This window comes from Streptomyces sp. NPDC002276, assembly GCF_053891435.1.
The window spans coordinates 70002-95447 of record NZ_JBSFCQ010000023.1; the positions used below are offsets into that span (position 1 = coordinate 70002).

Below are 25446 nucleotides of genomic sequence, written 5' to 3' on the forward strand. Positions count from 1 at the left end.
CGTACCTCGCAGAGAGCACCGGGCCCCGGCCGACTAAGCTGGGGCCCGGCCCTGATTACGCGCATCGCTCAAGGAGCACCCGTGGAGATCTTCTTCGAAACCCTGCTGGTCCTGGTCTGCGTCGGCGTCCTCGCCTTCGCCGGGCTGACCGTGAAGAAGCTGTACCAGGGCCAGCGCTGACCCCCACCGAGGAACTGCTGACGTCATGATCGAGATCCCCTCCGACCTCCACAAAGACCTGGTCCCCCTCGTCTTCCTGCTCGGCGAGTGGGCAGGCGCGGGCGTGCACGACTTCCCGGGCTCCGAGAAGTGCAACTTCGGCCAGGAGGTCTCCTTCACGCACGACGGCCGCGACTTCCTGGAGTACCGCTCCCACACCTGGGTCCTGGACAACGACGGCAACAAGATCCGCCCCCTGGAGACCGAGTCCGGCTTCTGGCGCATCGACGCGGACCGCAAGGTCGAGGTCACGATGACCAGGGACGACGGAGTCGTCGAGATCTGGTATGGCGAACTGGCCAAACAGAAACCCCAGATCGACATCGTCACGGACGCCGTCGCCCGCACCGCCGCCTCCGGCCCCTACACCGGCGGCAAGCGCCTCTACGGCTACGTCAAGAGCGACCTCATGTGGGTCGGCGAGAAGCAGACCCCCGAGGTCGAACTCCGCCCCTACATGTCCGCCCACCTGAAGAAGGTCGTCACCCCCGAGGACGTCGAACGCTGGGCGAAGGCCCTCCCGGACGACATGCCGGACGACGGAATCGCTTTCTTCAAGTAGGCCTAGACTCGTGGGTGTGGTGAGCACCCAAGGCACTGACTGGAAGAGTGATCTGCGGCAGCGCGGTTACCGGCTGACTCCGCAGCGGCAGCTCGTGCTCGAAGCCGTGGACACCCTGGAGCACGCGACCCCCGACGACATCCTCATCGAGGTGAGGAAGACGGCGTCGGGGGTCAACATCTCCACCGTGTACCGGACCCTGGAGCTGCTCGAAGAGCTCCAGCTGGTCAGCCACGCCCACCTCGGGCACGGGGCGCCGACGTACCACCTCGCCGACCGGCACCACCACATACACCTCGTCTGCCGCGACTGCACGAACGTCATCGAGGCCGATGTCGAGGTCGCCGCCGAGTTCCGGGCCAAGCTGCGCGACACCTTCGGCTTCGAGACCGACATGAAGCACTTCGCGATCTTCGGCCGCTGCAAGGACTGCGCGGGCGGGAACGCGAACGGCGAGACTTCGACCGAGTCTTCGATTACCGAGTCGTAGGCTTACCCGTATGAAGAGTCCCCTGCTGTCCCTGCCCGGCGCCGTCTCCGCCGAAGGAGTGGACGAAGGCGTCGCCGCCCACTACGGCGATCTGTTCCGCGAGCAGCGCGCCCTCGCCGACGGCACCGGTTTCGTGGACCTCTCGCACCGCGGTGTGGTCGCCGTCACCGGCGACGACCGGCTGAGCTGGCTGCACCTCCTGCTCACCCAGCACGTCACCGACCTCCCCGTGGGCGTCGCCACCGAGGCGCTGATCCTCTCCGCGCACGGCCACATCGAGCACGCCCTGTACCTCGTCGACGACGGCACCACGGTGTGGATGCACACCGAACCCGACACCCAGGACGCGCTGATCGCCTACCTGGAGTCGATGAAGTTCTTCTACCGCGTCGAAGTCGCCGACCGGACAGGGGAGTTCGCGGTCGTCCACCTCCCCGCCGGGTCCATCGCCCCGGTCCCCGACGGCGTCGTCGTACGCGAGACAGCGTACGGCCGCGACCTCTTCCTCCCGCGCGCCGACCTGGAGTCGTACGCCGAGAAGGCGGGCCCGCCGGCCGGACTCCTCGCCTACGAGGCGCTGCGCGTCGAACACCACCGCCCCCGCCTCGGTTTCGAGACCGACCACCGCACCATCCCGCACGAACTGGGCTGGATCGGCACGGCAGTTCATCTCCAGAAGGGCTGCTACCGGGGGCAGGAGACGGTCGCCCGCGTCCAGAACCTCGGCAAGCCCCCGCGCCGCCTCGTCTTCCTCCACCTCGACGGCAGCGAGGTCCATCTCCCGGGCCACGGCACGGAGTTGAGGCTCGCGGGGGACGGGGAGGACGGCCGGAAGATCGGCTTCATCACCACCTCCGTACGGCACCACGAACTCGGGCCGATCGCCCTGGCCCTGGTGAAGCGGAACGTGCCCCTGGACGCGCCCCTGCTGGCCGACTCGACGGCGGCGGCCCAGGAAGTAGTCGTAGAGCCCTAGTAGTAGTCGTAGGGCGCTAGGAGTCGTAGGGCCTAGAGGTCGACCACGACCGTGAACGGGCCGTCGTTCGTCAGCGCGACGCGCATCTGCGCGCCGAAGCGGCCCGTCGCCACCGTGGCGCCCAGGGCGCGGAGTTGGGCCACGACCTCGTCGACGAGCGGCTCGGCGATGTCTCCGGGAGCGGCGGCGTTCCAGGTGGGGCGGCGGCCCTTGCGGGCGTCGCCGTACAGCGTGAACTGGCTGATGACGAGCAGAGGCGCATCAACATCACTGCACGACTTCTCGTCGTGCAGCATGCGGATCGACCAGAGTTTGCGGGCCAGTTGGGCCGCTTTCTCCTTGGTGTCCTCGTGGGTGACCCCGACGAGGACGCACAGTCCCTCGCCCTCGATCGCCCCGACCGTCTCGCCCTCGACCACGACGCTCGCGCCGTCCACCCGCTGCACCACTGCTCGCATGGACCCCATGATGCCGTGCGGACGGGAACGACCTCCGGCGGGCCTATTTTTGTTCCTTAACCCCCCATCTGGGGCCGTTCGGGGGCACTCGGTCACATAGCGGCCACTTGGGGTGGCACGATGCTGTCACCACGCCGGTCGAGGGGACGGGTAGAGGCACATGAGCACACCGAGTACCGGGCAGCCCCCCGGGACTGTCTCGCTGATCCGCACGGGAGCACCGGCCACGCGCCGCCCGCCCGTGCAGCGCGTCGACAGCCCGCTGCTGCCCGCCGAACCGGACGCACCCGACCTGACCGCACTGCGCCTCCCGGAACTGCGCGCGCTGCGCCGCGACGCCCAGCGCGACGAGGCCGACCTGAGCTACGTACGACGGCTCCTCCAGGGCCGTATCGACATCCTGCGCGCCGAACTGGCCCGCCGATCCCCGGCGGGCGCGGCCTCCGTGGTCGACCGTCTGTCGGAGATCCTCACCGACGCGCCCGCCCGCCACCGTTCCTCGGCCCGGCACGTCACGCTCGGCACCCCGCACAGCGAGGAGTACCGGCTGCTGGCCGCCGAGATGCTCGCCGAGGTCGAACTGTCCGACCTGGAGGCCCGCACCGACGTCGAACTGACCACCGCGATGGGCCGCCTCGTACGGTACGAACAGCAGGTGTCCCGGCGCCGTCAGGTCCTCCAACACACGGCCGACGGCTGTAGCGCGGAGATCGCTCGCAGGTACCGTGAAGGTGAGGCGCAGGTGGACGACCTGCTCGTGTGACTCGCGTGAGGGGTGCCCGAAGTGACGGCTGAAGGTTCCGCTGTGGCACCCCCGGTGCTCGCCGAGGTGGTCCGCTCCGGTTTCGTCGAGAGCCGCCACCGGGGCAGCCTGGTGATACTGGCGCGGGACGGCTCGGTGGAACTCTCCCTGGGCGCCACGGCCACCCCCGTCTTCCCCCGCTCCTCCAACAAGCCCATGCAGGCGGCCGGAGTCCTGCACGCGGGCCTCGACCTCACCGGCGAACGCCTCGCCCTCGCCGCCGCGAGCCACTCCGGCGAACTCTTCCACAGAGACCTAGTACGCCGACTTCTCGCCGAACACGGCCTGGACGCGGGCCAGTTGCAGTGCCCGCCGGACCTCCCCCTCGACCCCGTCGAGCAGGAGACGTACCTCGCCTCGGGCGCCGTACGCGACCGGATCGCCATGAACTGCTCCGGCAAACACACCGCGATGCTGGCGGCGAGCGCGCTGCGAGGCTGGCCGCTTGACTCGTACCTCGACCCGGACCACCCACTCCAGAAACTTATCCACAGGGTTGTGGAAGAAGCGGCGGGCGAGCGGGTGGCGGCCGTAGGCATGGACGGCTGCGGCGCCCCGCTCCTGGCGATCACCCTCACCGGCCTGGCCCGCGCGTTCCGCTCCTTCGTCCTGGCCGCCCCCGCCACCCCGGAACGCCGGGTCGCCGACGCGATGCGCGCCCACCCCGAGTACGTCGCCGGCACCCGCCGCCCCGACACCCACCTGATGCGCGCGGTACCGGGCCTGCTGTCGAAGATGGGCGCGGAGGCTGTCCAGGCGGTCGCCCTGCCGGACGGCCGGGCCCTCGCCTTCAAGGTGGACGACGGGACGGGCCGGGCGCTACGACCCGTACTGGGCCGCGCGCTGGACCTGATGGGCGTACGGGTGCCGGACTTCGGCAAGGTCGCAGTGCTGGGAGGGGGCCGTGCGGTGGGGGAGATCCGCGCGGCCTTCTAGGCTTTTCAGCCCGTTGGGGGTCCCCCCTCTGGGGGAGCTTGAGGACGAGGCCCCTTCAGGGCCGAAGCGGGGGTCTGGGGGCGGCAGCCCCCAGGGACGGGACGGGTAGGGGCGGCGGGGGCGAAAAAATCCCCGCCGAACCCACCCCCACCCGCCCTACCGTGACCCCATGACCACCACCCGCCAGCACGACCTCCCCGTACGCCCCGTAACCACCCCCGAGATCCCCGACTGGATCCGCGCCCTCAACACCGGCTTCCTCCGCACCCCCACCGTCTCCGAAGCGGAGCGCGCGGACCGCACCAGCTACATCGACCCCGCCCGCACCCTCGGCGCCTTCGACAACGGCCGCTGCGTGGCGACCTTCCGCTCCTTCCCCCAGGAACTCACGGCCGTGGGCGGCACCCCCGTCCCCGCCGACGCCATCACGAACGTCAGCGTGACGGCCACCCACCGCCGCCGCGGTCTGCTCACCCGGATGATGAGCCAGGACCTCGCCGCGGCGAAGGAGCGCGGCGACGTCGTGGCGACGCTCATCGCCGCCGAGTACCGCATCTACGGCCGCTACGGCTTCGGTCCGGCCACCACCGCGACCCAGTGGGACATCGATGTCCAGCGCGCGGGCCTGGACCCGCGCTGGTCGGCCCCGGAGGACGGCGGCCGTATCGACCTGGTGGACGCCGAGGACGTCCGCAAGCTCGGCCCCGAACTGCACGAGCGGCTGCGCCGTCTCCAGCCCGGCGCGATCAACCGCGAAGACCGCTGGTGGCAGGTCGCCACGGGCGCCGTACGATCGGACCGGGTGTCGTGGCACGACCCGTTCTACGCCGTGTACCGCGCGGCGGACGGCGAGGTGCGGGGCCTGGCCGCGTACGTCTGCGACGACTCCTGGACCGACGCGAAGCAGCCCGGCGACACGGCCACGGTGAAGGGCCTCATCGCGACCAGCCCGGCCGCGGAGCGCGCCCTGTGGCAGCACGTCTGCTCGCTGGACTGGGTGACGAAGGTGAAGTCGGACTGGCGTGGCCCCGACGATCTGCTGCCCCACTTCCTGCCGGACCCGCGCGCGGCCACGATCACGAGCCGGGCGGACTGGCTGTGGGTGCGGATCCTGGATGTCGTACGGGCCATGGAGGCGCGGTCGTACGAGGGGGAGGGCATGCTGGTCTTCGAGGTGACCGACGCGGGCGGACTGGCGGGCGGGCGCTACCGGTTGACGGCTTCGACGCAGGGGGCGTCCTGTGCGCCGACCACGGAGAGCGCGGAACTCGCCCTCGACGTGCGGGAGTTGGCCTCGCTGTGGCTCGGCGACGCGTCGGTGCCGAGACTCGTGGCGCTGGGCCGGGTCCGGGAAGAACGAGCGGGCGCCGCCCGAGTGGCCGACGCCCTGCTGCGTACGTCCGGGCGGCCTTGGTGCCCGGACATCTTCTGAACGCTCCTTGCTGTGCGGCCGGTTGGCGGCGGGTGGGTGGACTCAGTGGACTCATCCGTAGCTGTTCAGTTGTGGTTGTCGCCATGCGGTCGAGCCGGCCGACCGGGCTCTCGGCTCCCCTCCAGGAGAGAGGTCCGGTCGGCCAAGTTACCTAAGTTGGTAACCAACTCTTCTCTAGTTATCTCCTCTTGGATGCGTCTCATAACCACCTTTCCATGAACTGCCCAAAGATGGCGAGAAGTTGTAGGGTTTGGTCGTGGAGCCCGAACACGCCACCGTCAATGGACGGTCGAGGTCACCACGGCCACAGTGGTCACACCATGAACTGGCCGACGAGCTGCGCACCCGGATCAGGTCCGGTGTCCTGCGGCCCGGCCAGCGCATGCCCACCCAGGCCAAGCTGGCGGACGAGTTCGGCGTCGAGCGCGGGGCCGTACGGCAGGCGCTGCGCATCCTTCAGTCCGAGCGACTGCTCACCAATGTGTCCAAGGGGAGCCCGGCGACCGTGGCCCCCGACCTCGGACTGGCCCTGACCGGCCCCGGAGCCCCGCCGCAGCCCACGATGGTGGGCCTGGCGCCGCGTATCGCGGAGGCCTTCGCGCAGCCGCACGTGGAGATCGAGGCGCTGTGTCTGACGGCGGTCTCGCTCACGCTGGCCATCGGCGAGCCGCTGCGTCAGATCCACGCCGGGCTACTGAAACCGGCCAAGGTCGACATGCGGGTGCTGCTGCCGAGCAGCGACATCGAGCTGGCGTTCCCGTCCCTGGTGGACTCGCCGGAGGACGGCCGGCCGCAGCAGCGCTGGCTGGCCCAACGCAACGCGCAGGGGCAGGTGTTGCGGCACAATCTGCTGGCCCTGCGCGCGACGCACGACATCGACGTGCACATCACGTTCCGCGCCCTCCCCTTCACCCCGCCCGTGAAGCTGTACCTGCTCAACGGCTCGGAGGCGTTATTCGCGTACTACACGCTGAGCCAGCGCGAGGAGGAGATCGGTCAGGAGCAGGTGGAGATGTACGACGCGGAGGGCACCCAGTCGATGCTCTTCGCGTTCGAGCAGGGCGCGGGACTGCGGGACACGACGTTCGTGGAACAGTCCCAGCTGTGGTTCAACGCACTGTGGGAGACGATCAGTTCGGAGCTGAGGCTGACGAGCTGATCGCCTCCCGCGGTGGCTGATCCGGGGGGCGGCTTTCGGATCACAGAGCGGGTCCGGTGAACAGCAGGGCCAGGACGACGGCCCCGATGGAGCTGATGGCCGGGCTCTTGGCCTTGATGCCGATGGAGATCAGGAGCAGGCCGATGATGCCGGTGGCGCCGAACTTCCACTGGACGATCTGTTCGAAGCCGACGACGAAGACGGCGGACAGGAGGGCGATGGCAGGCACGGTGGTTCCCCCTTCGGGCTACGGAAGCAAAACTTCCACCAACTCGGAGAAGTTGGCAACCAACTCTGCTTAAGTTGTTCCCGTTTGGTACCTACTCACACCTACTCACAATCAAGTTCCAAACAACTCCCCTTAGATGGGGCAGAGTTATACCGTTTGGTCGTGACCCAGGAGAACGTGGCAGTGAACGGCAGCAGAAGCTTCTCGCCCCAGGAGATCGCCGACGCCCTACGGGACCGTATCCGTGCCGGTGACCTCAAGGCGGGAGACCGCCTGCCCACCCAGGCCGACCTGGCGGAGGAGTTCGGCGTGGCCCGGGGCGACGTACGACAGGCCCTGCGGGTCCTCCAGGAGGCCGGGCTGCTCACCAACGTCAGCAAGGGGAGCCCGCCCAGGATCGCGGAACCGCCGGCCCCCGCGCTCGGCGAACCCCAGACGACGATGGTCGGGTTGGCGCCACGTCTGGCGGCGGCGTTCTCGGCGACGCACGTCCGTATCGATGTCGTGTGCCACACCGCCGAGACCCTGATGCTGGCCATCGGCGAAACCCTCCGCCAGATCCACGAGGGCCGCCTCACCCCCCGGTCGATAGAGGTCCGCATCCTGGTTCCCTCCAGGGAGATCACCCTCGCCTTCCCCGTCCCGGTCGACGACACCGGCGAGGACGACTCGGTCCACCAGCGCTGGCTGTTGATGCGCAACTCCCAGGGACAGGTGCTCCAGCACAACCTGCTGTCCCTGCGCGCCACCCACGGCATGGACGTCAAGGTCACCTTCCGGGCCCTGCCCTTCACCCCGCCCGTCAAGCTGTATCTCCTCAACGGCGAGGAGGCGCTGCTCGGTTACTACATGCTCACGAGACGGGAGGAGGAGTACGGCAGCCAGACCCTGGACATGTACGACGTGCTCGGCAGCCAGTCCCTCCTCTTCTCCTTCCAGCGGCAGGCCGGTCAGCGCGACGCCTCGTTCGTCGAGGAATCCCAGAAGTGGTTCGACGCCCTCTGGGAAACCATCACGACCGACCTCACACTCGCTTAGTGACCCCTTATGCGGCGCAGACTGTTCCGGTGACAGAAGAGACAGGCAACGTACGGGAATTGATCAACGGTGCTCGCTTCGTCCTTTTCGACTTCGACGGCCCGATCTGCCGGCTGTTCGCGGGACTCTCGGCGGAGGATGTGGCGAAGGACCTCGTGTCCTGGCTGGAACGGCAGGGGCTGAGAGAGCTGTTGACGCGGGAGGAGCGTGAGCACCCCGATCCGCAGTTCGTCCTGCACGCGGTCAACAAGCGGCACCCGCGCAGCGATCTGGTCGACGAACTGGGGGAGTTGCTCACCCAGCACGAACTCAAGGCGGTCGACTCGGCGTACCCCACCCCGTACGCGGACCCGCTGATACGCACCTGGAGCGCCGTCGGCGTCCATCTCGCCGTCGCCACCAACAACTCCCCGCGCACGGTGATGGATTACCTCCACGGCCGGGGCCTGCTCGACTGCTTCACCCCGCACGTCTACGGCCGCACGAACGACCTCGACCTTCTGAAGCCCAACCCCTACTGCCTCAACCGGGCCCTGCGCGCGATGGGCGCCGCCCCGGCCGACGCCCTGATGATCGGCGACACCCCCTCGGACTTCGAAGCGGCCCGCCAGGCGGGCATCCCGTTCCTCGGCTACGCGGGTAAACCGTCCAAGGAAACGTTGCTGCGCCGAGCGGGAGCAGAGGCCGTCGTGGACTCCTTCGAGCCCCTACTCGACTTTGTACGGCGGCCGTAGCGGGACAGTAGGGCGGGCCACCCCGGTCGGATGTACGTGCCGTCCCCCGCGGCGGTTCAAATGGGCGGGTTCTCCGGCGTCGCTCCAGACCTCTGGAGTAACGTGCGTCATCCCTTACATCGGCTCAACCGGAACGGGCTGAAACCAGCGAATGACATCCCAACTCACCGGTGTCCGGCGGCGAGCCGTCGCACTGGTCGGCGAAAGCGGCGTGGTCGCCGGCCCCCTTGAGGGCTACCACCACGAGACCTATGTGCTGACCATGCCGGGCGAGACGCGGACCGTGAAACTCAGGGAACCGCGCGAGCGGATCCTGTGGTTCGACCGCAGGTGCTTCCGGTCGGAAGAGGCCCTGCTCCGCGCACTGGACGGACGCATCACCCGCATCCCCGTCGTCCACGAGGTGGAGGGCATGGCGTTGCAGGTCTTCATCGAGGGCCGCACCCTCAAGTCCCGCGCGTGGGACGACCGGCGGGTCCCGGACGCGGTCCACCGTCAGATCGTCGCCCTGTTCGGGGAGTTGGCGCAGGTAACACCGGACACCCTTGAAGTGGAACGCAGTTGCGAGGTCCAGGACCGCGCGGAGGACGGCGACTGCGACGGCTTCCTGGAACGGCTCATCGTCTTCGTGGAGAAGCAGGTCTACGAGAAGAACTCCCCCGACTTCGGGCGGCTCTTCACGGCCCTCGGCCTCCACCCCGACGCGTTCGTCCAGCTCAGAAAGAACGTTTCCGGACTCACCCGACGCGACTTCTCCCTGCTCCACGCCGACCTGCACCGGGAGAACTTCGTCCTCGACCCCTTCGATCAACTCTGGTCCATCGACTGGGAGTTGGCGATGCTGGGAGACCCGCTCTACGACCTCGCCACCCACCTCTACCTGATGTCCTATCCGGCGGAACAGAAACGCCGTATGGCCGAGGACTGGGCGGAAGCCGTCGGCGACGTACGTCCCGGCAGCGTGCGGGGCTGGCAGGACGACCTCGACCGCATCCTCGCCTTCAAGCGAGCGCAGTCGGTGTTCACCGACGTCATCCGGCTGTCGCTGTCCCTGCGCGACGGATCGCGGGTCGACGAGGCCCGGCTTCCGTCGGCGGTCCGGAAACTGCGGACGATCATGCGGGCCGCCGCGAAGCCCCTGGGCCTGGCCGAGGTTCCGAGCGGACCCCTGATCGCCGAGGCACTCGTACGCTGGGTCGCCACGGCCGCCCCGACGGCCGTCGAAGGGGCGGTAGCGTCCGGGGCATGACTGATGCCACCGACTTCACCGACTTCGAGGACATCCCCACCACCACGCTCGCCGAACTCCTCGGCCGTGAACGGGTCATGGACATCGGCATCCGGCCCCTGTGGGGCCCTCTGCCGCGTCTCACGGGACCGGCCTTCACCGTCCGCTGCCCGCCCGGCGACAACCTCATGCTGCACGCCGCCATCTACCGCGCCGAGCCGGACTCGATCATCGTGGTGGAGTCGGGCGACCTGGACTACGCCCTCGCCGGCGGAAACGTCTGCGCCATCGCCCAGCGACGCGGCATCGCCGGCTTCGTCCTCGACGGCGTGATCCGCGACCTCGGCGAGGTACGGGCGGCAGGCTTCCCCGTCCTCGCCCGCGGAATCATCCCGATTCCCGGTATCAAGAAGGCCGTACTCCCCCTCAACGAACGCGTGCGCTGCGGCGGCGCCACGGTCGACGCCGGAGACATCGTGGTGGCCGACGAGGAGGGCATCGTCGTCGTACCGGCCGACCGCCAGGCGGAAATCCTCACCGCTGCCCGGTCCCGCCTGGAGAAGGAGTCCACCGAGACCCTCGACGACTGGGAGACGGCGCATCGGGCGCGGGTGGATGAGTTGTTGCGCGCGGGCGGTTTTGAGGGGTGACGGTTTGGAACTCCGACCGCTGCCCTGACATTCTCGGGGGCTGTGTCGTCGTAGACGTATGAACAGAATCCGGTACGTCAGCCTCGGTCTGTTGGCCGTGGTCGCGCTGTACACAGGAACCTGGGCCTATTTCGCGCCGACGCAGTGGTACGCGAACTTCCCGGGCCTCGGACTGAGCTGGTTGCCCCAGCTGGGCCCCTACAACGAGCACCTCGCCAAGGACGCGGGAGCCATGTTCCTCGCGCTGGCCTGTCTGACGCTCGTCGCGCTGCGCCAGGCGCACAACACCAGGCTGGTGCAGACGACGGGTGCGGTGTGGCTGGTCTTCAACGTGCTGCACTTCAGCTATCACGTACAGCACCTCGACATGTACGGGACGCGGGACCAGGTCCTGAACGTGGTCTTCCTGGCCGCGCTCGTACTGCTGGCGGCCGTGCTGCTGGTGCCGGTGACCGCCCTCTCGGCGCGACGGGGTGACACCAAGTGAAGGAGCGGAACGGTATGCGGATCGCGGTGGCGGGCGGAACCGGGCTGGTCGGCCGGTACGTGGTCGAGGAGCTGGCCGCGGCCGGACAGGAACCCGTGGTGCTCAGCCGCTCGCGGGGCGTGGACCTCCTCGCGGGCGGCGCCGGGCTCGATGCCGCGCTGGAGGGGGTGGACGCGGTCATCGACGTCAGCAATGTGACGACGACCAGCGCGAAGAAGGCCGTCGCGTTCTTCGACACCGTCGGGCACCACCTCCTCGACGCGGGCGCACGGGCCGGCGTACGGCATCACGTGGTGCTGTCGATCGTCGGCATCGACCGGGTCGGCCTCGGCTACTACCGGGGCAAACTCCGGCAGGAGGACGTGGTGGCGAGCGGCCCGCTGCCGTGGACGGTGCTGCGCGCCACGCAGTTCCACGAGTTCGCCGCGCAGACCCTCGACCGGGTCCCGGGGCCCCTCGCCGTGGTGCCCCGGATGCGGACCCAGCCGGTCGCGGCCCGCGAAGTGGCCCGGCACCTGGTCGAACTCGCCCTCGCCCCGGCCCGGGGCATGGCCCCCGACCTCGCCGGGCCGCGCGTCGAGCAACTCGTCGACATGGTGCGGCGGTTGCTGCGGGCCCGGCACCAGCGTCGGCTGCTGCTGCCGGTACGGATGCCGGGCGCGACCGGGACGGCGATGACGGGGGACGGGCAACTGCCGCTCCCCGGCGAGCCGTTGGGGCCGCGGGGCAGCCAGACCTTCGACGAATGGCTCGCACAGCATGTCCAGCACATCGAGCCACCCGCCGTCCAGGGAGGATGACCACGCCGTGCCCACCCCGCCGCCGCTTTCGCCGCCCGGATCGGGCGATCCCACCCTCGGTTCCCTCATGGCCGAGCGTCGCCGACTGCTCAACCTCGGGTACCGGATGCTCGGTTCGGTGCAGGACGCCGAGGATGTCGTACAGGAGACGTACGCCCGTTGGTACGCCCTGTCGGAGGAGGCGCAGCGGGAGATCGAGGCGCCGCTCGCGTGGCTGACCCGGGTCGCCTCGCGGATCTGCCTCGACCAGCTCGGGTCGGCGCGGGCCCGGCGCGAGCGCTACACCGGGGAGTGGCTGCCCGAGCCGGTCCGGCACAGCGGCACCTGGGCCAGCACGGGCGGCGCGGGCGCGGACGATCCCGCCGACCGGATCACCCTCGACGAGTCGGTCAGCATGGGCATGCTCGTGCTGCTGGACTCGATGACTCCGGCGGAGCGCGTCGCCTTCGTCCTGCACGACGTCTTCGGCCTGCCGTTCACCGAGATCGCCGAGACGGTGGGCCGCACCCCGGCCGCCTGCCGCCAACTCGCCTCGTCCGCGCGCCACCGGCTCGCCCGCAGGCCGCCCGGCGGCAGTACGGCCGAGGAGCACGGGCGGGTCGTCTCCGCGTTCCGCGAGGCCTGCGAGACCGGTGACCTCGACGCGCTCGTCGCCCTGCTCGACCCCGACGTCGAGTCGCGCAGCGACGGCGGCGGCAAGGTGCGGGCCGCGCTGCGACCGGTCGTCGGCCGGGACAAGGTGGCCCGCCTCTTCCTCGGCCTCATGCGCCGGGAACCCGAGATGGAACTCGTCGAGGAGGACGTCAACGGCACGCCCGGTGTCTCGGTCCGCATCGCCGGCACGACCTTCGCCGTGCTCGCGGCGGATGTGCGCGAAGGGCTGATCACCGACCTGTGGCTGGTGGTCAACCCGGACAAGCTGCGGGCCTGGACGGGGCACGAGGGCGAGGGCGAGGGCGAGGGCGAGGACGAGGGCGGTGCGCGTGGATTGGACTAGCTAGGCCGACAGCTCTCCTTCCAGGATCGTCTGGACGATCAGGGGGCGGTCCCAGAGGGCGAGGATCTCGTTGGCGAGGGTCACGTACGGCAGCGGGTTCCATTCCCCGTGCGCGATGATCTCGGCGGCCGACAGGCCGCGGGGCACGGCGTCGGCGTCGAGCAGGACCCGCCAGTCCTCCGGGCCGAGTTCCAGGAACTCCAGTCCGGTGAGCCCGGCGATCTCCAACGGGTCGGCCAGCGTGCCCGGGTAGGCGGTCAGGGTCCGCAGGCCGGGCAGCCCGAGGACCGGGGCGAGGCTGAGCGGCGCACCCTCCCACACCCCGATGGACAGCACTTCGAGACGGGGGTGCGCAGCGGCCTCGACGCTCTTCAGGTTGCGGATGTTGACCCGGGCCACCATGGGTGGTTGCCGCTTCCGAGGGCCCGCGGGTTCCGCTTCCGCGGCGAGTCGGCCCAGCACCAGGTCCGTGAGCGAGTCGGCGATCAGCGCGGCGCCGGTGTCCTCCTCGTGGGAGAGCAGGATGACCTGTCCCACGTGCCCCCGCGGGCCGGGGGTCAGGTCCACGGCCAGCCGGTCGCCGCCGCCGTTGTCGCCGAAGACGATCCAGCCCGGTGAGCCGACGAGGCCCTGCACCGCCGCGTCGGGCGGGGTGTTGACGGCTTCCAGCGCCCCGATTCCCCAGGCGCTGCGGCGGTACGACGCGTCGGCGACGTACAGGCCGTCCAGGTCGAAGGGCTCGCAGCCGAGCGCCTCGGCTTCGCGCTCCTCCGACTCGTCGTCGCCGTCGTGGTCCTCCCAACGGGCCCGTGTCACGCCGTAGAGCGCCTTGAGTTCGGCGGGCAGCGCGAACCCGAGGCGGGTCTCGGCGGCGGCGATCTCCTCCTCCGTCGCGCCGATGGCGCCGGGCAGCCGCTCGCGCAGCGACCTCGCCAACGCCTCCGGGTCCGCCGAGGGCGCGGGCGCCGCCGCCGTCCCGGTCACCGGGTCGGGAAGCCGCCGCCAAGGCTCGGGAACGGCACCGTCGACCAGGACGAGCGCGCCGGGGTGCGGGTTGCCGACGCCCGCTTCGACCGCCGGGCTCGGGTCGAACAGGTGCAGGATGACCCGTCCGGTCCGGTATATCTCCGCGGAGAAGGAGACGTTGTCGATTCCGGCGTCCGCGAGCGCGCCCTGCACCCGCTCCGCCGCGTCGTGCTCCTCCTGCACGTCCTCCATCTGGAGGGCCCGGCCCGGCGCCGGCCGCGGTCGCCGTAGGTCCAGACTCCAGCCGTGCTCCCTGATACGTCCCGCCACTCGGACGGAACCCGCGGACGCGCCGCCGTCCCGCCTCTCGCGGTCGGCGCCCAGCAGCCGTAGCAGGGGTTCCCAGGTCGCGAAGTCGTGTATCGACGACGGCGACTGCCTTTGATCAGCCATGCCGACGACCGTACGCGCCGCCACTGACAACGGGTTCACCGCTACTCGAACTGTCGGTGTCGGGCGCGCGCGACCCGCTCCGTACAGCTGCGGGCGACCGTGTCCGCGAAGGTGCGGGCGAGCGGGGTGAGGGCGTCCCAGCGGCGGACGGCCCAGCCGACCGGGAGCGGGGGCAGGTCGGGGAGGGGGACGAGGCGGAGCGGGCCGGTGCCAGGTGTCTCCCAGCCGGGCAGGAGGGGGACGAGGGCGTGACCGAGGCCGAGTTCGGCCAGCAGGAGCGCGGTGTCCCAGTCGGCGACCCCGGTGTCGGAACTGCTCCGGACGCCGAGTCCGGCCAACGCGGCGTCGAGTCGGGCGCCCGAGGTGGAGTTCGGGGGGAGGCGGATGAGGCTGATGCCGTCGAGTTCGGCGGTGTCGACGCGGGGCCGGGCCGCGAGCGGATCGTCGGCGCGGACGGCCAGCACCCACGGCAGTTCTACGACGGGACGCTGCTCGATCCCGCGCACCGGGCCGTCGATCGTGACCCACGCGAGGTCCAGGTGACCGGCGCCGAGCGCGTCGAAGCAGGCGCGGCTTGAGGTCTCCGTACGGAACTCAAGACCCACCTTCGGGTAGCGCTGCCGGAAGGCGACGACCGCCTCCGCCATGAAGTGCCGCACGGTGGTCCCGCCGGTCGTGACCCGCACCGAGCCGCCGTCGCCGTTGACGAGGTCCCCGAGCCGCCGCATGGCCAGCTCCAGCCCGGCCACACTCTCCGAGGCGGCCTCGCACAACACCCGCCCCGCGTCCGTCGGTACGACACCTCGCGGCCGACGCTCCAGCAGGCGCACGCCGGCCTCCCGCTCCAGCCGCTTCACATGCTGACTCACCGCCGACTGGGTGCGGCCCAGGTCACGGGCGACGGCGCTGAGACTCCCCGCCCGGCACACGGCCACGAAGACACGCAGATCCTCCAGAGTCACAACCCCAAGCTACAGCTTGGGTGTTGACGGAAATCCATAGGATTGACGGGGGTCACGGACTCGACGACGATCAGTACAGGGCCCGGGGCCCAGGGCCCAGGGCCCAGGCGGCAACCCGTCCGGCGCCTTCGCCTGCCGGTCCGGACCCAAGGCGAAGACACGGACGGGTGCCGACCTCCTGGTTCCTGCCTCCTGCCTCCGACGAGCGACGGAAGGAGACCGGTTCGTGTCTGACTCTCCTACGTCAACTGGTCACTCCGCCCGTGGTGTTGGCGCTGCCGACGCGGCCGTGGCACTGCTCCTCCGGCTCGGCGCCGCGGACATCACGCACCCGGGCGGCACTCTCGCCGCCCACCTCCGACGCGTCCGGGACCGCCTCGCCGACTGGGGCGCCCGTCCGGCCCTCCAACTCGCGGGCCTGTGCCACGCCTGCTACGGCACCGACGGCTTCCCCATCGCCCTGTTGCCGGTGGACACGGGCCGCGCCGAACTCGCCGAGGTGATCGGCGCGGAGGCGGAAGGCATCGTGTATCTCTACGGGGCGTGCGACAGGAAGGCCACCTACCCCGGGCTCGCGGAGGCCGACGGGGTCTTCCGGGACCGTTTCACGGGCCGTGCCCACACTCCCGACCCGCGCCTGCGCCGGGACCTCGCCGAACTGACCGCGGCCAACGAACTCGACCTGGCCCACCACGACTTCGCCTTCCGTGAGAGATGGGGACCCGAACTCCTCGCCCTCCTCACCGGGTTCAGGCCCCTGCTGAGCCAACCCGCCTGGTCGGCCTGCCGGTTGGGCCTCACGCCGTGATGGACTCCGTGACGGACTCCGCGACGGACTCCGCGATCCGCCGGGCGGCTTGGGCGGGCGTGAGGTGGGTGGTGTCGACGACATGGGCCTCGCGGTGCAGCCAGGTGCGGGCCGCGTCGGCGTAGGGCTCAAGGTAACGGAGCCGGAACGGGGAGTCGGGGCCGAGGACGGTGTCGCCCGCGATCCGTCCGCGGAGGGTGTCCTGGTCCGCGTGGAGGACGAAGTGCCGTACCGGAATGGCGTGTTGGGCCAGGCCGGTGCTGATCTCGCGCCAGTACTGCTCGACCAGGACGGTCATGGGGACCACCAGGGTGCCGCCGGTGTAGTCGAGTACGCGCCGTGCGGTCTCCACGACGAGCTGCCGCCAGGGCGGCCAGTGCTGGAAGTTGTCCGTCGCGGGCAGCCCCGGCGAGATGTCCATGAGCGTCTCGCCGACCTTCTCGGCGTCGAACACCCGTGAATCCGGGATGAGTTGCTGCACGAGCGGACTCGTCGTCGTCTTGCCCGCGCCGTGGGTGCCGTTGAGCCATACGATCATGGGCTCGACGCTAGCGGCTGGCGGGGGAGCGGGGAGCGGGACATCGGGTCCGCCGGTTACATCGGGTCCGCCGGTTACGTCGGTGGCCCGTCGAGCTTGGCGGCCACCGCGTCGAGGACCCAGTCCAGGCCGGTCGCGAAGGTGGTCTCGGCGTCCACGTCCGTGCCGTCGTGCACGGCCTTGGACAGTGCCGGGAAGCGGCCCGTGGCCAGCATCCTCGTCACGTGCGGGCCGGAGGCGCGCTGCCAGTCGAGCTTGGACAGGCCCGTGGCGCGCTCGGCCCGCAGGTTCGCGGTCTCGCGTCTGATCGCGCCGGTGAAGTACGCGCTGACGGTCTCCACCGCGCGCATGACGGTGTCGATGTCGGCGTGACCGTCGAGGGCGGCCAGCGTGGCCTCGGTCACGGCGAGGCCGTTCGGGCCCAGGCTCGGACGGTTGCCGAGCAGGTCGGCCAGCCATTCGTGGCGGAGGGCGGCCAGCCTGGTGCGGTGGGCGAGGACGCGCAGCGCCTCCCGCCAGTCACCGGCCCGCTCCTCGGGGAGGATCTCGGCCTGGACCTCGTCCACCATGAGGTCGAACAGCTCCTCCTTGGTGGAGATGAAGCCGTACAGCCGCATCGGGCCCGCGTTCAGCCGGGCGGCGACCTTGCGCAACGACACCGCCTCCAGCCCGCCCTCGTCGGCCAGCGCGACGGCGGCGGCGACGATCCGCTCCCGGTCGAGCGGCACGGGCCGGGTCGGCGGCTCCGGACGGTCCCACACAGTCATGAACGCATCGTACTGTTGCGATACGGCGCACCGAATCAATACAGTGTATCGGTATGAGACATCGCATCGCAGTCGTCGGGGCTGGCCCCGCCGGCCTCACCTTCGCCCGCGTCCTGCACCGCCACGGCCACCCCGTCACCGTCCTCGAACGCGACCCCGGCCCCGACGCCCGTCCCCCCGGCGGCACACTGGACCTGCACGAAAAGCTGGGCCAACTCGCCCTGGACAAGGCCGGGTTACTGGCGGAGTTCCAGGCGCTCGCGCGTCCCGAGGGACAGGCCATGCGCATCCTGGACCCGGACGGGACCGTCCTGCGCGACTGGCTGCCCGGCCCGGACGACCTGGCCAATCCCGAGATCGACCGCGGTCAACTCCGTGACCTGCTGATCGGCACCCTCGACGCCCTCGACGCCCGGTGGGGGCAGGGCGTGACACGGGTGGTGCCGGGGGCCCGGGACGGCGTACTCGTCGAGTTCGCGGACGGGCGACAGGAGTCGTACGACCTTGTCGTCGGCGCGGACGGCGCCTGGTCCCGGGTCCGTCCGGCGGTCTCGCCGGTGGTGCCGCACTACACCGGCGTCACCTCGATCGAGACCTCCCTCGACGACGTCGACACCCGCCACCCCGACCTCGCCCGGCTGATCGGCGACGGTTCCGTGGCCGTGTACGGCGCGAACCGGGGCATCGTCGCCCAGCGCAACAGCGGCGGGCACGTGAAGGTGTACAGCAAGTTCCGCGCACCGCTGGACTGGCACACGGAACTGGACGTGGACCCGGCCGACGCCGAGGCCGTGCGGTCGAGCCTGCTGACCCTGTTCGACGGCTGGTCCGCCCCCGTCCTCGACCTCCTCCGCCGCGGCACCGCCTTCGCCCACCGCCCCTTCTACGTCCTCCCCGTGTCCCACACCTGGACCCACGTCCCCGGCGTGACACTCCTGGGCGACGCGGCCCACCTGATGCCCCCACTGGGCGTCGGCGCGAACCTCGCGATGCTGGACGGCGCCGAACTCGCCGAGTCCATCGCCATCGCTACCGCCACCGGTACCCAGGATCTGGACGAGATCGTCCGCGCCTTCGAGGAACGGATGTGGGCACGGTCAGGCAAGTGGGCCGAGATCACGACGGCCGGCCTGGAACGCCTGGTGAGCCCGGACCCGGCCGAAGCGATCGCGGTCTTCGACGAGGTGCAGTCGTAGCGCCAGTCGTAGCGCCCCCCAAGGGTTTCTGCAGACTGGCTTCCACGCTTCCACTGACTGGTTTCTACTGGCCGCCCAATCGCGCGTGCAGCGTGTCGAGTGTCGGCCAGGGCGGACCGTCGTGCAGTGCGCGCAGGAGTTCCTCCCCGAACCATCTCCCGTTCGGAAACTGGTCGCCGAGTTCCCAGCGCCACGCGGCGACCATCGCGAGGACGACCTGCCGGCACTCGTCCAGCAGCCCCTGGTCGATGTCCGGGTAGTGCTCCCACACCGCCTCGGGAACATGGGCGAGGTCGAACTCGACGGGTCCGCGGCAGCACGTCTCAAGGTCGATGAACAACGGGCCGTTCCTCGTGCCGAGCACATTGCCCGGATGCGGCTCGCCGTGGAGCAGTTGCTCCACGGCGCCGCGGTCCTCGATCGCCCGCCGCAGGCCCGCCAGCCTGCCGCCGAGGAACACGCGTTCCGCGTCGGCGAGTTGGGGCGAGCGATCCGGGTCGGCGACGACTTCTTCGGCCTCCGTGATCCGGTCCGTGAACCTCGGGCCCGGCACATCGACCTCGCGCATGCCGGCGTGCAGTTGCTCCAGCGCCTTGGCGTAGTCGACCGGTGCGGTGCGAGGTGACACGGGCTCGCAGTACGTCCACAGCGTCACCGCGAAGCCGTCGCGCGTGTACACCCGCGGGTCCACCCGGGGCTCCAGGGGACACACCGGGCATCCGGCCTCGACGAGCCGCTGGGCGAGTTCGACCTCGAACCCCGCGACCTCTTGCCCCACATGGGCGACCCGGGCGAAGACGTCGCACGGCGACAGCCGCAGAGCCAGCTTGTTCGAGTTGTGCAGGACGACGGCGTCGTCGGCGGCCAGACCGATCGACACGGCGATCGCAGTCGCGGCCGCGATCGCACGCGTGACGTCGGTCGTCTCCATCCCCGCATCCTGACATGGTTCACCGAGGGCGGTGCCGAATAATCGGCGGCCATGATCGCCTCCGTCGACGAGGCTCAGCTTCCTTACAGGGAACGGGAGTTGGCGCCTCAAGGGGTCGGGCGGGCGGCGAACCTTGTCCCACCACGACCCGGCGGGGATCATGACCGCGTGCAGCGCCAAGAGAAAGTCCATGAACTGCTCGCGCGTGCCGGACTCACGGTCGTCGAGGACGTGGGCCCGGGCAGCCTGTTCCCGCCGGAGGCCGGCTGGCGCATCGCGCGGGGGATCGCGGCGCCGGACGGCGCGGCCCGCGAAGCGCTCGACGCCGAGTGGTGGCGGCGCCTCGCGGATGCCGACGGCGGCTTCCTGGTGGCCGTCCTCGGGTACCGGATCGGCGGCAACGACGACTGGTGGACCCACGTCCGGTACACGGGCGACGGTGTGCCGGAACTGACCGACGACCCCGGGTTCGTGGCGCTCTCCCTCGACGGACAGGTACTGCTGGCAGCGGTGCCCAGCGCGGACGGGCCGCGGGTGACGGCTCGTGACGGGCGGGTGGACGGGTCGCGGGTGGCAGCCCGTGACGGGCAGGCGGACGGGTCGCGGGTGGCGTCCATCGACCGGCAGGCTGACGGGCCTCGCGCGGCGGCCTTCGACGGGCAGGCGGGCAGGCCCCGGGTGACGGCCTTCGACCGGCTGCCCGAGCGGCTGGTGGAGGCGGCCGAGGCCGCCGGGCGCGAGACGGAGGACGAGCGTGCCGAGGTGTGGGCGGCGGTGCCCGGTCGGCCCGCGTGGCCCGTGCGCTGGGCGGAGGGGATCGGTTTCAATCCGGCCGCACCGGACGACCTGCTGATCCGGCTGCTGGACGTGACGGAGGGCTTCCTGGACGGCTGCGACCGGCCCGCCGTCCTCGACGCCGCGCTCACGCACCCCGATCCGCGGGTGCGGTCGGCACCCGCCGACACCTTCCGGCCCAAGCTCACGTCCGACCAGTGGACACGCCTGGTCCGCGCCGAACCGTCCCCGAGCCGGCGCGTGTTCTGGGCCGGGCGGGCCCACGACTGGGGCGCCGAACTCCCCGAGGACCTGTACGACGACCTCCTCGCCGGTACGTCCCGAGCCCAGGCCGCCGCACTCCCCGGGCTCCCCGCCCGTCACCTCCCGAGCCTCGCCGCCGACACCGATCCCCGGGTGCGGGCGGCCGCCTGCGCCCGCTGGGAGGACCTCGCCGCACCCCTGCGGGAACGGCTGCTGGCCGACACCGCCGACGCGGTGCGAACGGCGGCACTGCTCGCCCACCACACCGCCGTCCCCATGCCCCGTGAGAACTTCACCGCGCTCCCCGCGCCCCGGCGAGCGCTCGAACAGTGCCGTCTCGCACCCGAGTTGGAGGCGGAACTGGTCCGGGACGAGGACGCGGAGGTACGCCGGACACTGGCCGCCAACCCGGGGCTCGGAGCGCACGGTGTCGCCGTCCTGGCACAGGACCCCGACGACGCCATCCGCTCGACGGTGGCGCTGCGGGCCGACCTCACCGAGGAACAACGTGCCGAGGTGCGCCACGACTTCGACCCGGCGTCGATGTCGATGTCGCACGCCCTGCCCTGGGTCGCGAGCCTGCACGGCGACGCCGACGCGATGCGCCGCCTGGCCGTGTCGCCGCATCCGCTCGTCCGCCGCAGCGTGGCCCGCGCCCGGCATCTCCCACCGGACGTGGTGGAGCGGCTGGCCGGGGACGAGGACCGGGTGGTCGGCCTGTTCCTCGCCGAGTCGTGCGACGACGCGCCGGCCGAGTTGCTGCTGGAGGTCTGGCGCTGGTGGGACGGCAGCTTCAGCCACCCCGGCCGCCCCCGCAGCCACCCCAACTTCCCCCGCACGGGCCTGCTGCGCTACGCCGACGACCCCGTCGGACGGATGCGCCGCCTGGCCCTGGACGATCCGGAGTCCACGCCCGCCGACGTCGCGCGTCTCGCCCGCGACCCCGAGGCCGAGGTCCGCCACCGCGCCGCTCAGGACCCCCGCCTGTCACCGGCCGACGCGGTACGGCTGCTCAACGACCCGGCGAGCCACGTCCGCGCGACCGCGACACGCAACCCGCAACTGCCGTCCCGCGTCCTCGCCGACCTGCTGCACGACCGCGTCACGGCCGGGGACGCGGTCATGAACCCGGCCATCCCGATCCCGGTCCTGCACCGCATCGTGTCTGTGACCGCGGCAGCGGCAGCGGGGGCGGCAGCGGCAGCGGCGCGGTGAGTGGCGTGGCGCACTTTTGCAAGCAGGTGCTTGCAATAGTTAGCAAGGGTGGTGCAAGGTGAAGGCATGGCATCGCTCAACGTCGGCAATCTTGGTGAGTATCTGCGGGAACAGCGGCGCACCGCGCAGCTGTCCCTGCGGCAGCTCGCCGATGCCGCCGGGGTGTCCAATCCGTATCTGAGCCAGATCGAGCGCGGGCTGCGCAAGCCGAGCGCGGAGGTGCTGCAACAGGTCGCCAAGGCCCTGCGGATCTCCGCCGAGACGCTCTACGTGCGGGCCGGCATCCTCGACGCCGAGCGGGACGGAGAGGAGCGCCGACGGGAGGACGCGACACGTGCGGTCATCCTCGCCGATCCCACGCTCACCGAACGGCAGAAGCAGGTGCTGCTTCAGATCTACGAGTCCTTCCGCAAGGAGAACGGGTTCGAGATCGCCGACGGGGACCAGGGCGTGGAGAGCGGTCCCGGCGTGAGCGACGGTGCCGACGGCAGCGACGCCGACCCGCGGGAGCAGACGGCCGGTTGACGAAGACGACGAAGACACAGCCTGTCGACGACGACTCGGCCCGTCCGCCGAACGCGGAAGCAACTCAAAACCCTCAGCTGACAGAAACCGGGAGAACCATCACCATGGCCATCACCGATGACCTCCGCAAGACCCTGAGCGACCCCACCCCCCTCTACTTCGCCGCCGGCACCGCCGACCTCGCCCTCCAGCAGGCCAAGAAGGTTCCCGGCCTGGTCGAGCAGTTGCGTGCCGAGGCCCCGGCCCGGATCGACGCCGTGCGCGGCACCGACCCGAAGGCCGTGCAGGAGAAGGCCGCCGCCCGCGCCAAGGAGGCCAGTGCCAAGGCCAAGGAGGCGCAGGAGACCCTCCAGACCAAGGTCAACGAGTTCCTCACCAGCCTCGACGGCGACCTCAAGAAGCTCGGCACCACGCTCGACGCCGACCTGAAGAAGTTCGGCGAGTCCGCCCAGGACTTCGCGCTGCGCGGGGTCGGTGTCGCCGCCGAGTACGCGGTCAAGGCGCGTGAGGCGTACGAGAAGGTCGCCGAGCACGGCGAGCAGGCCGTGAAGACCTGGCGCGGCGAGGCGGCCGACGAGATCGAGGAGCTGGCCGTCGCGGTCGAGCCCGACCCCGAGCCGGTCGTCGTGAAGGCCGAGGAGCCCGCTCCGGCCCCGGCTCCCACCGCCGCCGCCCCGGCGAAGAAGCCCGTCGCCAAGAAGGCTCCGGCCCGCAAGACCACCGCGAAGAAGACCACGCCCCCCGCGAAGTGACACGAACGGGTGATCGGTGACGGGTCGGGCACTCGACGAGCGCCCGGCCCGTTCTGTCTTCAGCGGCAATCCGGTTGCGGGTACGGTGACCGCGTAATGACTAGCCGAGTCTGGTGGTGGACGTAGTGCTGATGCAGGGCTTCACAGGGTTCATGTGGCTGTTGAGCACCGCCCTGATCGTGTTCAGCGGCTTCGCGCTCGTCGACGCCGCGACGCGCCGCGAGGACGCCTATCGCGCGGCGGACAAGAAGACCAAGCCGTTCTGGCTGATCGTTCTCGGGCTCGCCTTCGTGGTGAACCTGATCTTCAACATCCTGTCGTTCCTGCCGATCATCGGCCTCGTCGCGACGATCGTGTACATGGTCGACGTCCGCCCGGCCCTCCGCGGCCTCTCCGGCGGCGGCCGCAGCCGCAGAGGCGGCTCCAGCAGCGACGGCCCCTACGGCCCGTACAACGGCGGACGCTGAAGTCCCACGGCCGGACGCTGACGCCCTACGGCGGCCGTTGAAGTCCTACGGCGGACGCTGACGCCCTACGGCCAGGTGGCCGGGGTCACGGTGCCCGGTCCAGCAGTACCACCGCCACGTCGTCCGTCAGCTCGCCGCCGTTGAGGTCGCGGACCTCGTTCACCGCCGCCCGCAGCAGCTCCTCGCCCCGCAGGCCCTCCGCGAGCTGGCGGCGGACCATCGCCACCATGCCGTCCTGGCCGAGCCGTTCGCGGCGGCCCCGGCCGATCCGGCCCTCTATCAGGCCGTCCGTGTAGAGCATCAGGCTCCACTCCGCGCCCAGTTCCACCTGCATCCGCGGCCAGCGGGCACCGGGGAGCAGGCCGAGGGCGGGGCCGTTGTTGTCGTAGGGGAGGAGTTCGGCCGGGCGGCCGGGGCAGGCCAGCAGCGGGGACGGGTGACCGGCCAGGCACAGGCCCGCGCGGCGGCCGTCGGGGGCGATGTCGACCGTGCAGAGCGTCGCGAAGATCTCGTCGTCGGAGCGCTCGTGCTCCAGGACCTGTTGCAACGTGCCGAGCAGTTCGTCGCCGCACAGCCCGGCCAGCGTCAGCGCCCGCCAGGCGATGCGCAGTTCCACGCCGAGCGCGGCCTCGTCGGGGCCGTGGCCGCAGACGTCGCCGATCATCGCGTGCACGGTGCCGTCGGGGGTGCGCACGGTGTCGTAGAAGTCGCCGCCGAGCAGCGCGCGGGAGCGGCCGGGGCGGTAGCGGGCGGCGAAGTGCAGCGGGGAGCCGTCGAGGAGGGGCGTGGGCAGCAGGCCGCGTTCGAGGCGGGCGTTCTCCTGGGCGCGCAGCTTGGACTCGGTGAGCTTGCGCTCGGCCCTGTCGGAACGTTTCCGCTCCACCGCGTACCGGATCGCGCGGCTCAGCAGCCGGCCGTCCAGCTCGTCCCGGAAGAGATAGTCCTGGGCGCCCACCCGGACCGCCTCGGCGCCGCGCTCGGTGTCGCCGGACGCGGTGAGCGCGAGGACGGCGTGGTGGGGCGCGATGCGCAGCACGTGCTTGAGCACGGCCAGCTCGTCGTCGGCGCCGTCCGCGGCCCGGCCGGGGGCGGGCAGCGCGAGGTCGAGCAGGATGCAGTGGACGTCGTCGGTGAGCAGCCGCTCGGCCTCGGTGAGGTTGCGGGCGGTGCGGATCCGGATCGGTTTGCCGGTCGGATCGACCAGCTCGGGCACGATCGGCGAGCCGCCGGGGTCGTCCTCGATCATCAGCAGGGTGAGGTGACCGGCGGGGCCGCCGGGACCGGCGCCGGTGACCGTGCCGTCGTTCACCGTGTTCACCGTGTCCTGCGTGCGCGGGGCTTCCGGGCGCGGGGCTTCCGCGCCTTCGGAAGCGCTCCCCGGCAACTCGCCGGAGGTCGCTCCCGAGGTCGCTCCCGAGGTCGCTCCCGAGGTCGCTCCCGAGGTCGCTCCCGAGGTGTCGCCGATCGTGGGCGCGGCCGGCGCCTGACCACTCTCCGCGGCCGGGATCGCTCTCTGCCGCGGTATGGGTGCGGGCATCGTCCTGTTCCTTCCCTCCCCCCGAGGGCGCGGTGGGGCGAGGGACCTCGACCCACCGACCGGGACCATAGCGTTAGTGGGCGCCGGAAAGGAA

The 25446-nt window shown here is 70.9% G+C and carries 28 protein-coding genes; 20 read left to right on the forward strand and 8 right to left on the reverse strand.

Features of this window, described 5'->3' with window-relative positions:
* The first annotated feature begins 205 nt into the window (after positions 1–205).
* The 3 genes from ACWIHT_RS40320 to ygfZ are packed head-to-tail and all read left to right on the forward strand — an operon-like array spanning position 206 to position 2247.
* Positions 206–781, forward strand: coding sequence for an FABP family protein (locus tag ACWIHT_RS40320; protein ID WP_456173533.1), 576 nt, complete (start codon positions 206–208; stop codon positions 779–781).
* Between the two features lie 16 nt (positions 782–797).
* Positions 798–1271, forward strand: coding sequence for a Fur family transcriptional regulator (locus ACWIHT_RS40325; protein ID WP_456173534.1), 474 nt, complete (start codon positions 798–800; stop codon positions 1269–1271).
* Between the two features lie 10 nt (positions 1272–1281).
* Positions 1282–2247: a CAF17-like 4Fe-4S cluster assembly/insertion protein YgfZ gene (ygfZ, locus tag ACWIHT_RS40330; RefSeq protein WP_456173535.1), complete on the forward strand. Its 966-nt coding sequence runs from the start codon at positions 1282–1284 to the stop codon at positions 2245–2247.
* Positions 2248–2279: 32 nt separating this feature from the next.
* On the opposite strand, the gene dtd is transcribed toward ygfZ, so the two are convergent.
* On the reverse strand, positions 2280–2705 hold the full coding sequence (gene dtd / locus ACWIHT_RS40335; RefSeq protein WP_456173536.1) for a D-aminoacyl-tRNA deacylase: 426 nt from the start codon (positions 2703–2705) through the stop codon (positions 2280–2282).
* A gap of 160 nt (positions 2706–2865) precedes the next feature.
* Here dtd and ACWIHT_RS40340 point away from each other — a divergent pair, with 160 nt between their 5' ends.
* From ACWIHT_RS40340 to ACWIHT_RS40355, 4 genes are all read left to right on the forward strand, one after another.
* The gene (locus ACWIHT_RS40340; protein ID WP_456173537.1) at positions 2866–3468 is read left to right on the forward strand and encodes an RsiG family protein; all 603 of its coding nucleotides are present in this window, start codon (positions 2866–2868) and stop codon (positions 3466–3468) included.
* Between the two features lie 21 nt (positions 3469–3489).
* Positions 3490–4443, forward strand: a complete 954-nt coding sequence (locus ACWIHT_RS40345) for an asparaginase (RefSeq protein ID WP_456173538.1) — start codon at positions 3490–3492, stop codon at positions 4441–4443.
* Between the two features lie 169 nt (positions 4444–4612).
* The gene (locus ACWIHT_RS40350; protein WP_456173539.1) at positions 4613–5875 is read left to right on the forward strand and encodes a GNAT family N-acetyltransferase; all 1263 of its coding nucleotides are present in this window, start codon (positions 4613–4615) and stop codon (positions 5873–5875) included.
* A gap of 250 nt (positions 5876–6125) precedes the next feature.
* The gene (locus ACWIHT_RS40355) at positions 6126–7034 is read left to right on the forward strand and encodes a winged helix-turn-helix domain-containing protein (RefSeq protein ID WP_456173540.1); all 909 of its coding nucleotides are present in this window, start codon (positions 6126–6128) and stop codon (positions 7032–7034) included.
* Positions 7035–7074: 40 nt separating this feature from the next.
* Here ACWIHT_RS40355 and ACWIHT_RS40360 read toward each other — a convergent pair whose 3' ends face one another.
* Positions 7075–7263 (reverse strand): hypothetical protein, encoded by a 189-nt coding sequence (locus ACWIHT_RS40360; protein ID WP_200715320.1) that lies wholly within the window; start codon positions 7261–7263, stop codon positions 7075–7077.
* Between the two features lie 156 nt (positions 7264–7419).
* Between ACWIHT_RS40360 and ACWIHT_RS40365 the strand changes: the two genes are divergently transcribed.
* The 7 genes from ACWIHT_RS40365 (at position 7420) to sigJ (ending at position 13197) form a co-directional block, all read left to right on the forward strand.
* The gene (locus tag ACWIHT_RS40365; protein WP_456173541.1) at positions 7420–8301 is read left to right on the forward strand and encodes a FadR/GntR family transcriptional regulator; all 882 of its coding nucleotides are present in this window, start codon (positions 7420–7422) and stop codon (positions 8299–8301) included.
* On the forward strand, positions 8301–9035 hold the full coding sequence (locus tag ACWIHT_RS40370) for an HAD family hydrolase (RefSeq protein WP_456173542.1): 735 nt from the start codon (positions 8301–8303) through the stop codon (positions 9033–9035). The genes ACWIHT_RS40365 and ACWIHT_RS40370 overlap by 1 nt, the downstream gene beginning before the upstream one ends.
* 151 nt (positions 9036–9186) lie before the next feature.
* Positions 9187–10284: a phosphotransferase gene (locus tag ACWIHT_RS40375; RefSeq protein WP_456173543.1), complete on the forward strand. Its 1098-nt coding sequence runs from the start codon at positions 9187–9189 to the stop codon at positions 10282–10284.
* On the forward strand, positions 10281–10913 hold the full coding sequence (locus tag ACWIHT_RS40380; protein WP_456173544.1) for an RraA family protein: 633 nt from the start codon (positions 10281–10283) through the stop codon (positions 10911–10913). The genes ACWIHT_RS40375 and ACWIHT_RS40380 overlap by 4 nt, the downstream gene beginning before the upstream one ends.
* Before the next feature lie 58 nt (positions 10914–10971).
* Positions 10972–11400, forward strand: coding sequence for a hypothetical protein (locus ACWIHT_RS40385; RefSeq protein WP_456173545.1), 429 nt, complete (start codon positions 10972–10974; stop codon positions 11398–11400).
* A 14-nt stretch (positions 11401–11414) separates the two neighbouring features.
* Positions 11415–12200 (forward strand): SDR family oxidoreductase, encoded by a 786-nt coding sequence (locus ACWIHT_RS40390; protein ID WP_456173546.1) that lies wholly within the window; start codon positions 11415–11417, stop codon positions 12198–12200.
* Positions 12201–12267: 67 nt separating this feature from the next.
* Positions 12268–13197, forward strand: coding sequence for an RNA polymerase sigma factor SigJ (sigJ, locus tag ACWIHT_RS40395; protein WP_456173547.1), 930 nt, complete (start codon positions 12268–12270; stop codon positions 13195–13197).
* Here the strand turns inward: sigJ and ACWIHT_RS40400 are convergent, their stop codons facing one another.
* Positions 13198–14616 carry an SMI1/KNR4 family protein gene (locus tag ACWIHT_RS40400; RefSeq protein WP_456173548.1) on the reverse strand — a complete coding sequence of 473 codons (1419 nt, stop codon included), beginning with the start codon at positions 14614–14616 and terminating at the stop codon, positions 13198–13200.
* Positions 14617–14657: 41 nt separating this feature from the next.
* Positions 14658–15578, reverse strand: coding sequence for a LysR family transcriptional regulator (locus ACWIHT_RS40405; protein ID WP_456173549.1), 921 nt, complete (start codon positions 15576–15578; stop codon positions 14658–14660).
* Positions 15579–15867: 289 nt separating this feature from the next.
* Between ACWIHT_RS40405 and ACWIHT_RS40410 the strand changes: the two genes are divergently transcribed.
* A complete protein-coding gene (locus ACWIHT_RS40410) occupies positions 15868–16386 on the forward strand; it encodes a DUF6817 domain-containing protein (RefSeq protein ID WP_456173595.1) in 519 nt (172 codons plus the stop codon).
* On the opposite strand, the gene ACWIHT_RS40415 is transcribed toward ACWIHT_RS40410, so the two are convergent.
* Entirely contained in the window at positions 16376–16924 is a 549-nt protein-coding gene (locus tag ACWIHT_RS40415; protein WP_456173550.1) for an AAA family ATPase, read from the reverse strand. The two genes, ACWIHT_RS40410 and ACWIHT_RS40415, sit on opposite strands and share 11 nt — an antisense overlap.
* 74 nt (positions 16925–16998) lie before the next feature.
* Positions 16999–17691, reverse strand: coding sequence for a TetR/AcrR family transcriptional regulator (locus ACWIHT_RS40420; RefSeq protein ID WP_456173551.1), 693 nt, complete (start codon positions 17689–17691; stop codon positions 16999–17001).
* Between the two features lie 53 nt (positions 17692–17744).
* On the opposite strand from ACWIHT_RS40420, the gene ACWIHT_RS40425 reads away from it, so the two are divergent.
* Positions 17745–18887, forward strand: a complete 1143-nt coding sequence (locus ACWIHT_RS40425) for an FAD-dependent oxidoreductase (protein WP_456173552.1) — start codon at positions 17745–17747, stop codon at positions 18885–18887.
* 64 nt (positions 18888–18951) lie between these two features.
* Here the strand turns inward: ACWIHT_RS40425 and ACWIHT_RS40430 are convergent, their stop codons facing one another.
* On the reverse strand, positions 18952–19818 hold the full coding sequence (locus ACWIHT_RS40430) for a phosphotransferase enzyme family protein (protein WP_456173553.1): 867 nt from the start codon (positions 19816–19818) through the stop codon (positions 18952–18954).
* A gap of 168 nt (positions 19819–19986) precedes the next feature.
* On the opposite strand from ACWIHT_RS40430, the gene ACWIHT_RS40435 reads away from it, so the two are divergent.
* The 4 genes from ACWIHT_RS40435 to ACWIHT_RS40450 all read left to right on the forward strand — a co-directional run bounded on the left by ACWIHT_RS40435 (position 19987) and on the right by ACWIHT_RS40450 (position 23815).
* Complete coding sequence (locus ACWIHT_RS40435) at positions 19987–22071, forward strand: hypothetical protein (protein WP_456173555.1); 2085 nt, start codon at positions 19987–19989, stop codon at positions 22069–22071.
* A 66-nt stretch (positions 22072–22137) separates the two neighbouring features.
* Complete coding sequence (locus tag ACWIHT_RS40440) at positions 22138–22596, forward strand: helix-turn-helix domain-containing protein (RefSeq protein WP_456173556.1); 459 nt, start codon at positions 22138–22140, stop codon at positions 22594–22596.
* 104 nt (positions 22597–22700) lie between these two features.
* Positions 22701–23348, forward strand: a complete 648-nt coding sequence (locus ACWIHT_RS40445) for a hypothetical protein (protein ID WP_456173557.1) — start codon at positions 22701–22703, stop codon at positions 23346–23348.
* A gap of 131 nt (positions 23349–23479) precedes the next feature.
* Positions 23480–23815 carry a DUF2516 family protein gene (locus ACWIHT_RS40450; RefSeq protein WP_456173596.1) on the forward strand — a complete coding sequence of 112 codons (336 nt, stop codon included), beginning with the start codon at positions 23480–23482 and terminating at the stop codon, positions 23813–23815.
* Between the two features lie 85 nt (positions 23816–23900).
* Here the strand turns inward: ACWIHT_RS40450 and ACWIHT_RS40455 are convergent, their stop codons facing one another.
* Positions 23901–25352 carry a PP2C family protein-serine/threonine phosphatase gene (locus tag ACWIHT_RS40455; RefSeq protein ID WP_456173558.1) on the reverse strand — a complete coding sequence of 484 codons (1452 nt, stop codon included), beginning with the start codon at positions 25350–25352 and terminating at the stop codon, positions 23901–23903.
* Between the last annotated feature and the right edge of the window lie 94 nt (positions 25353–25446).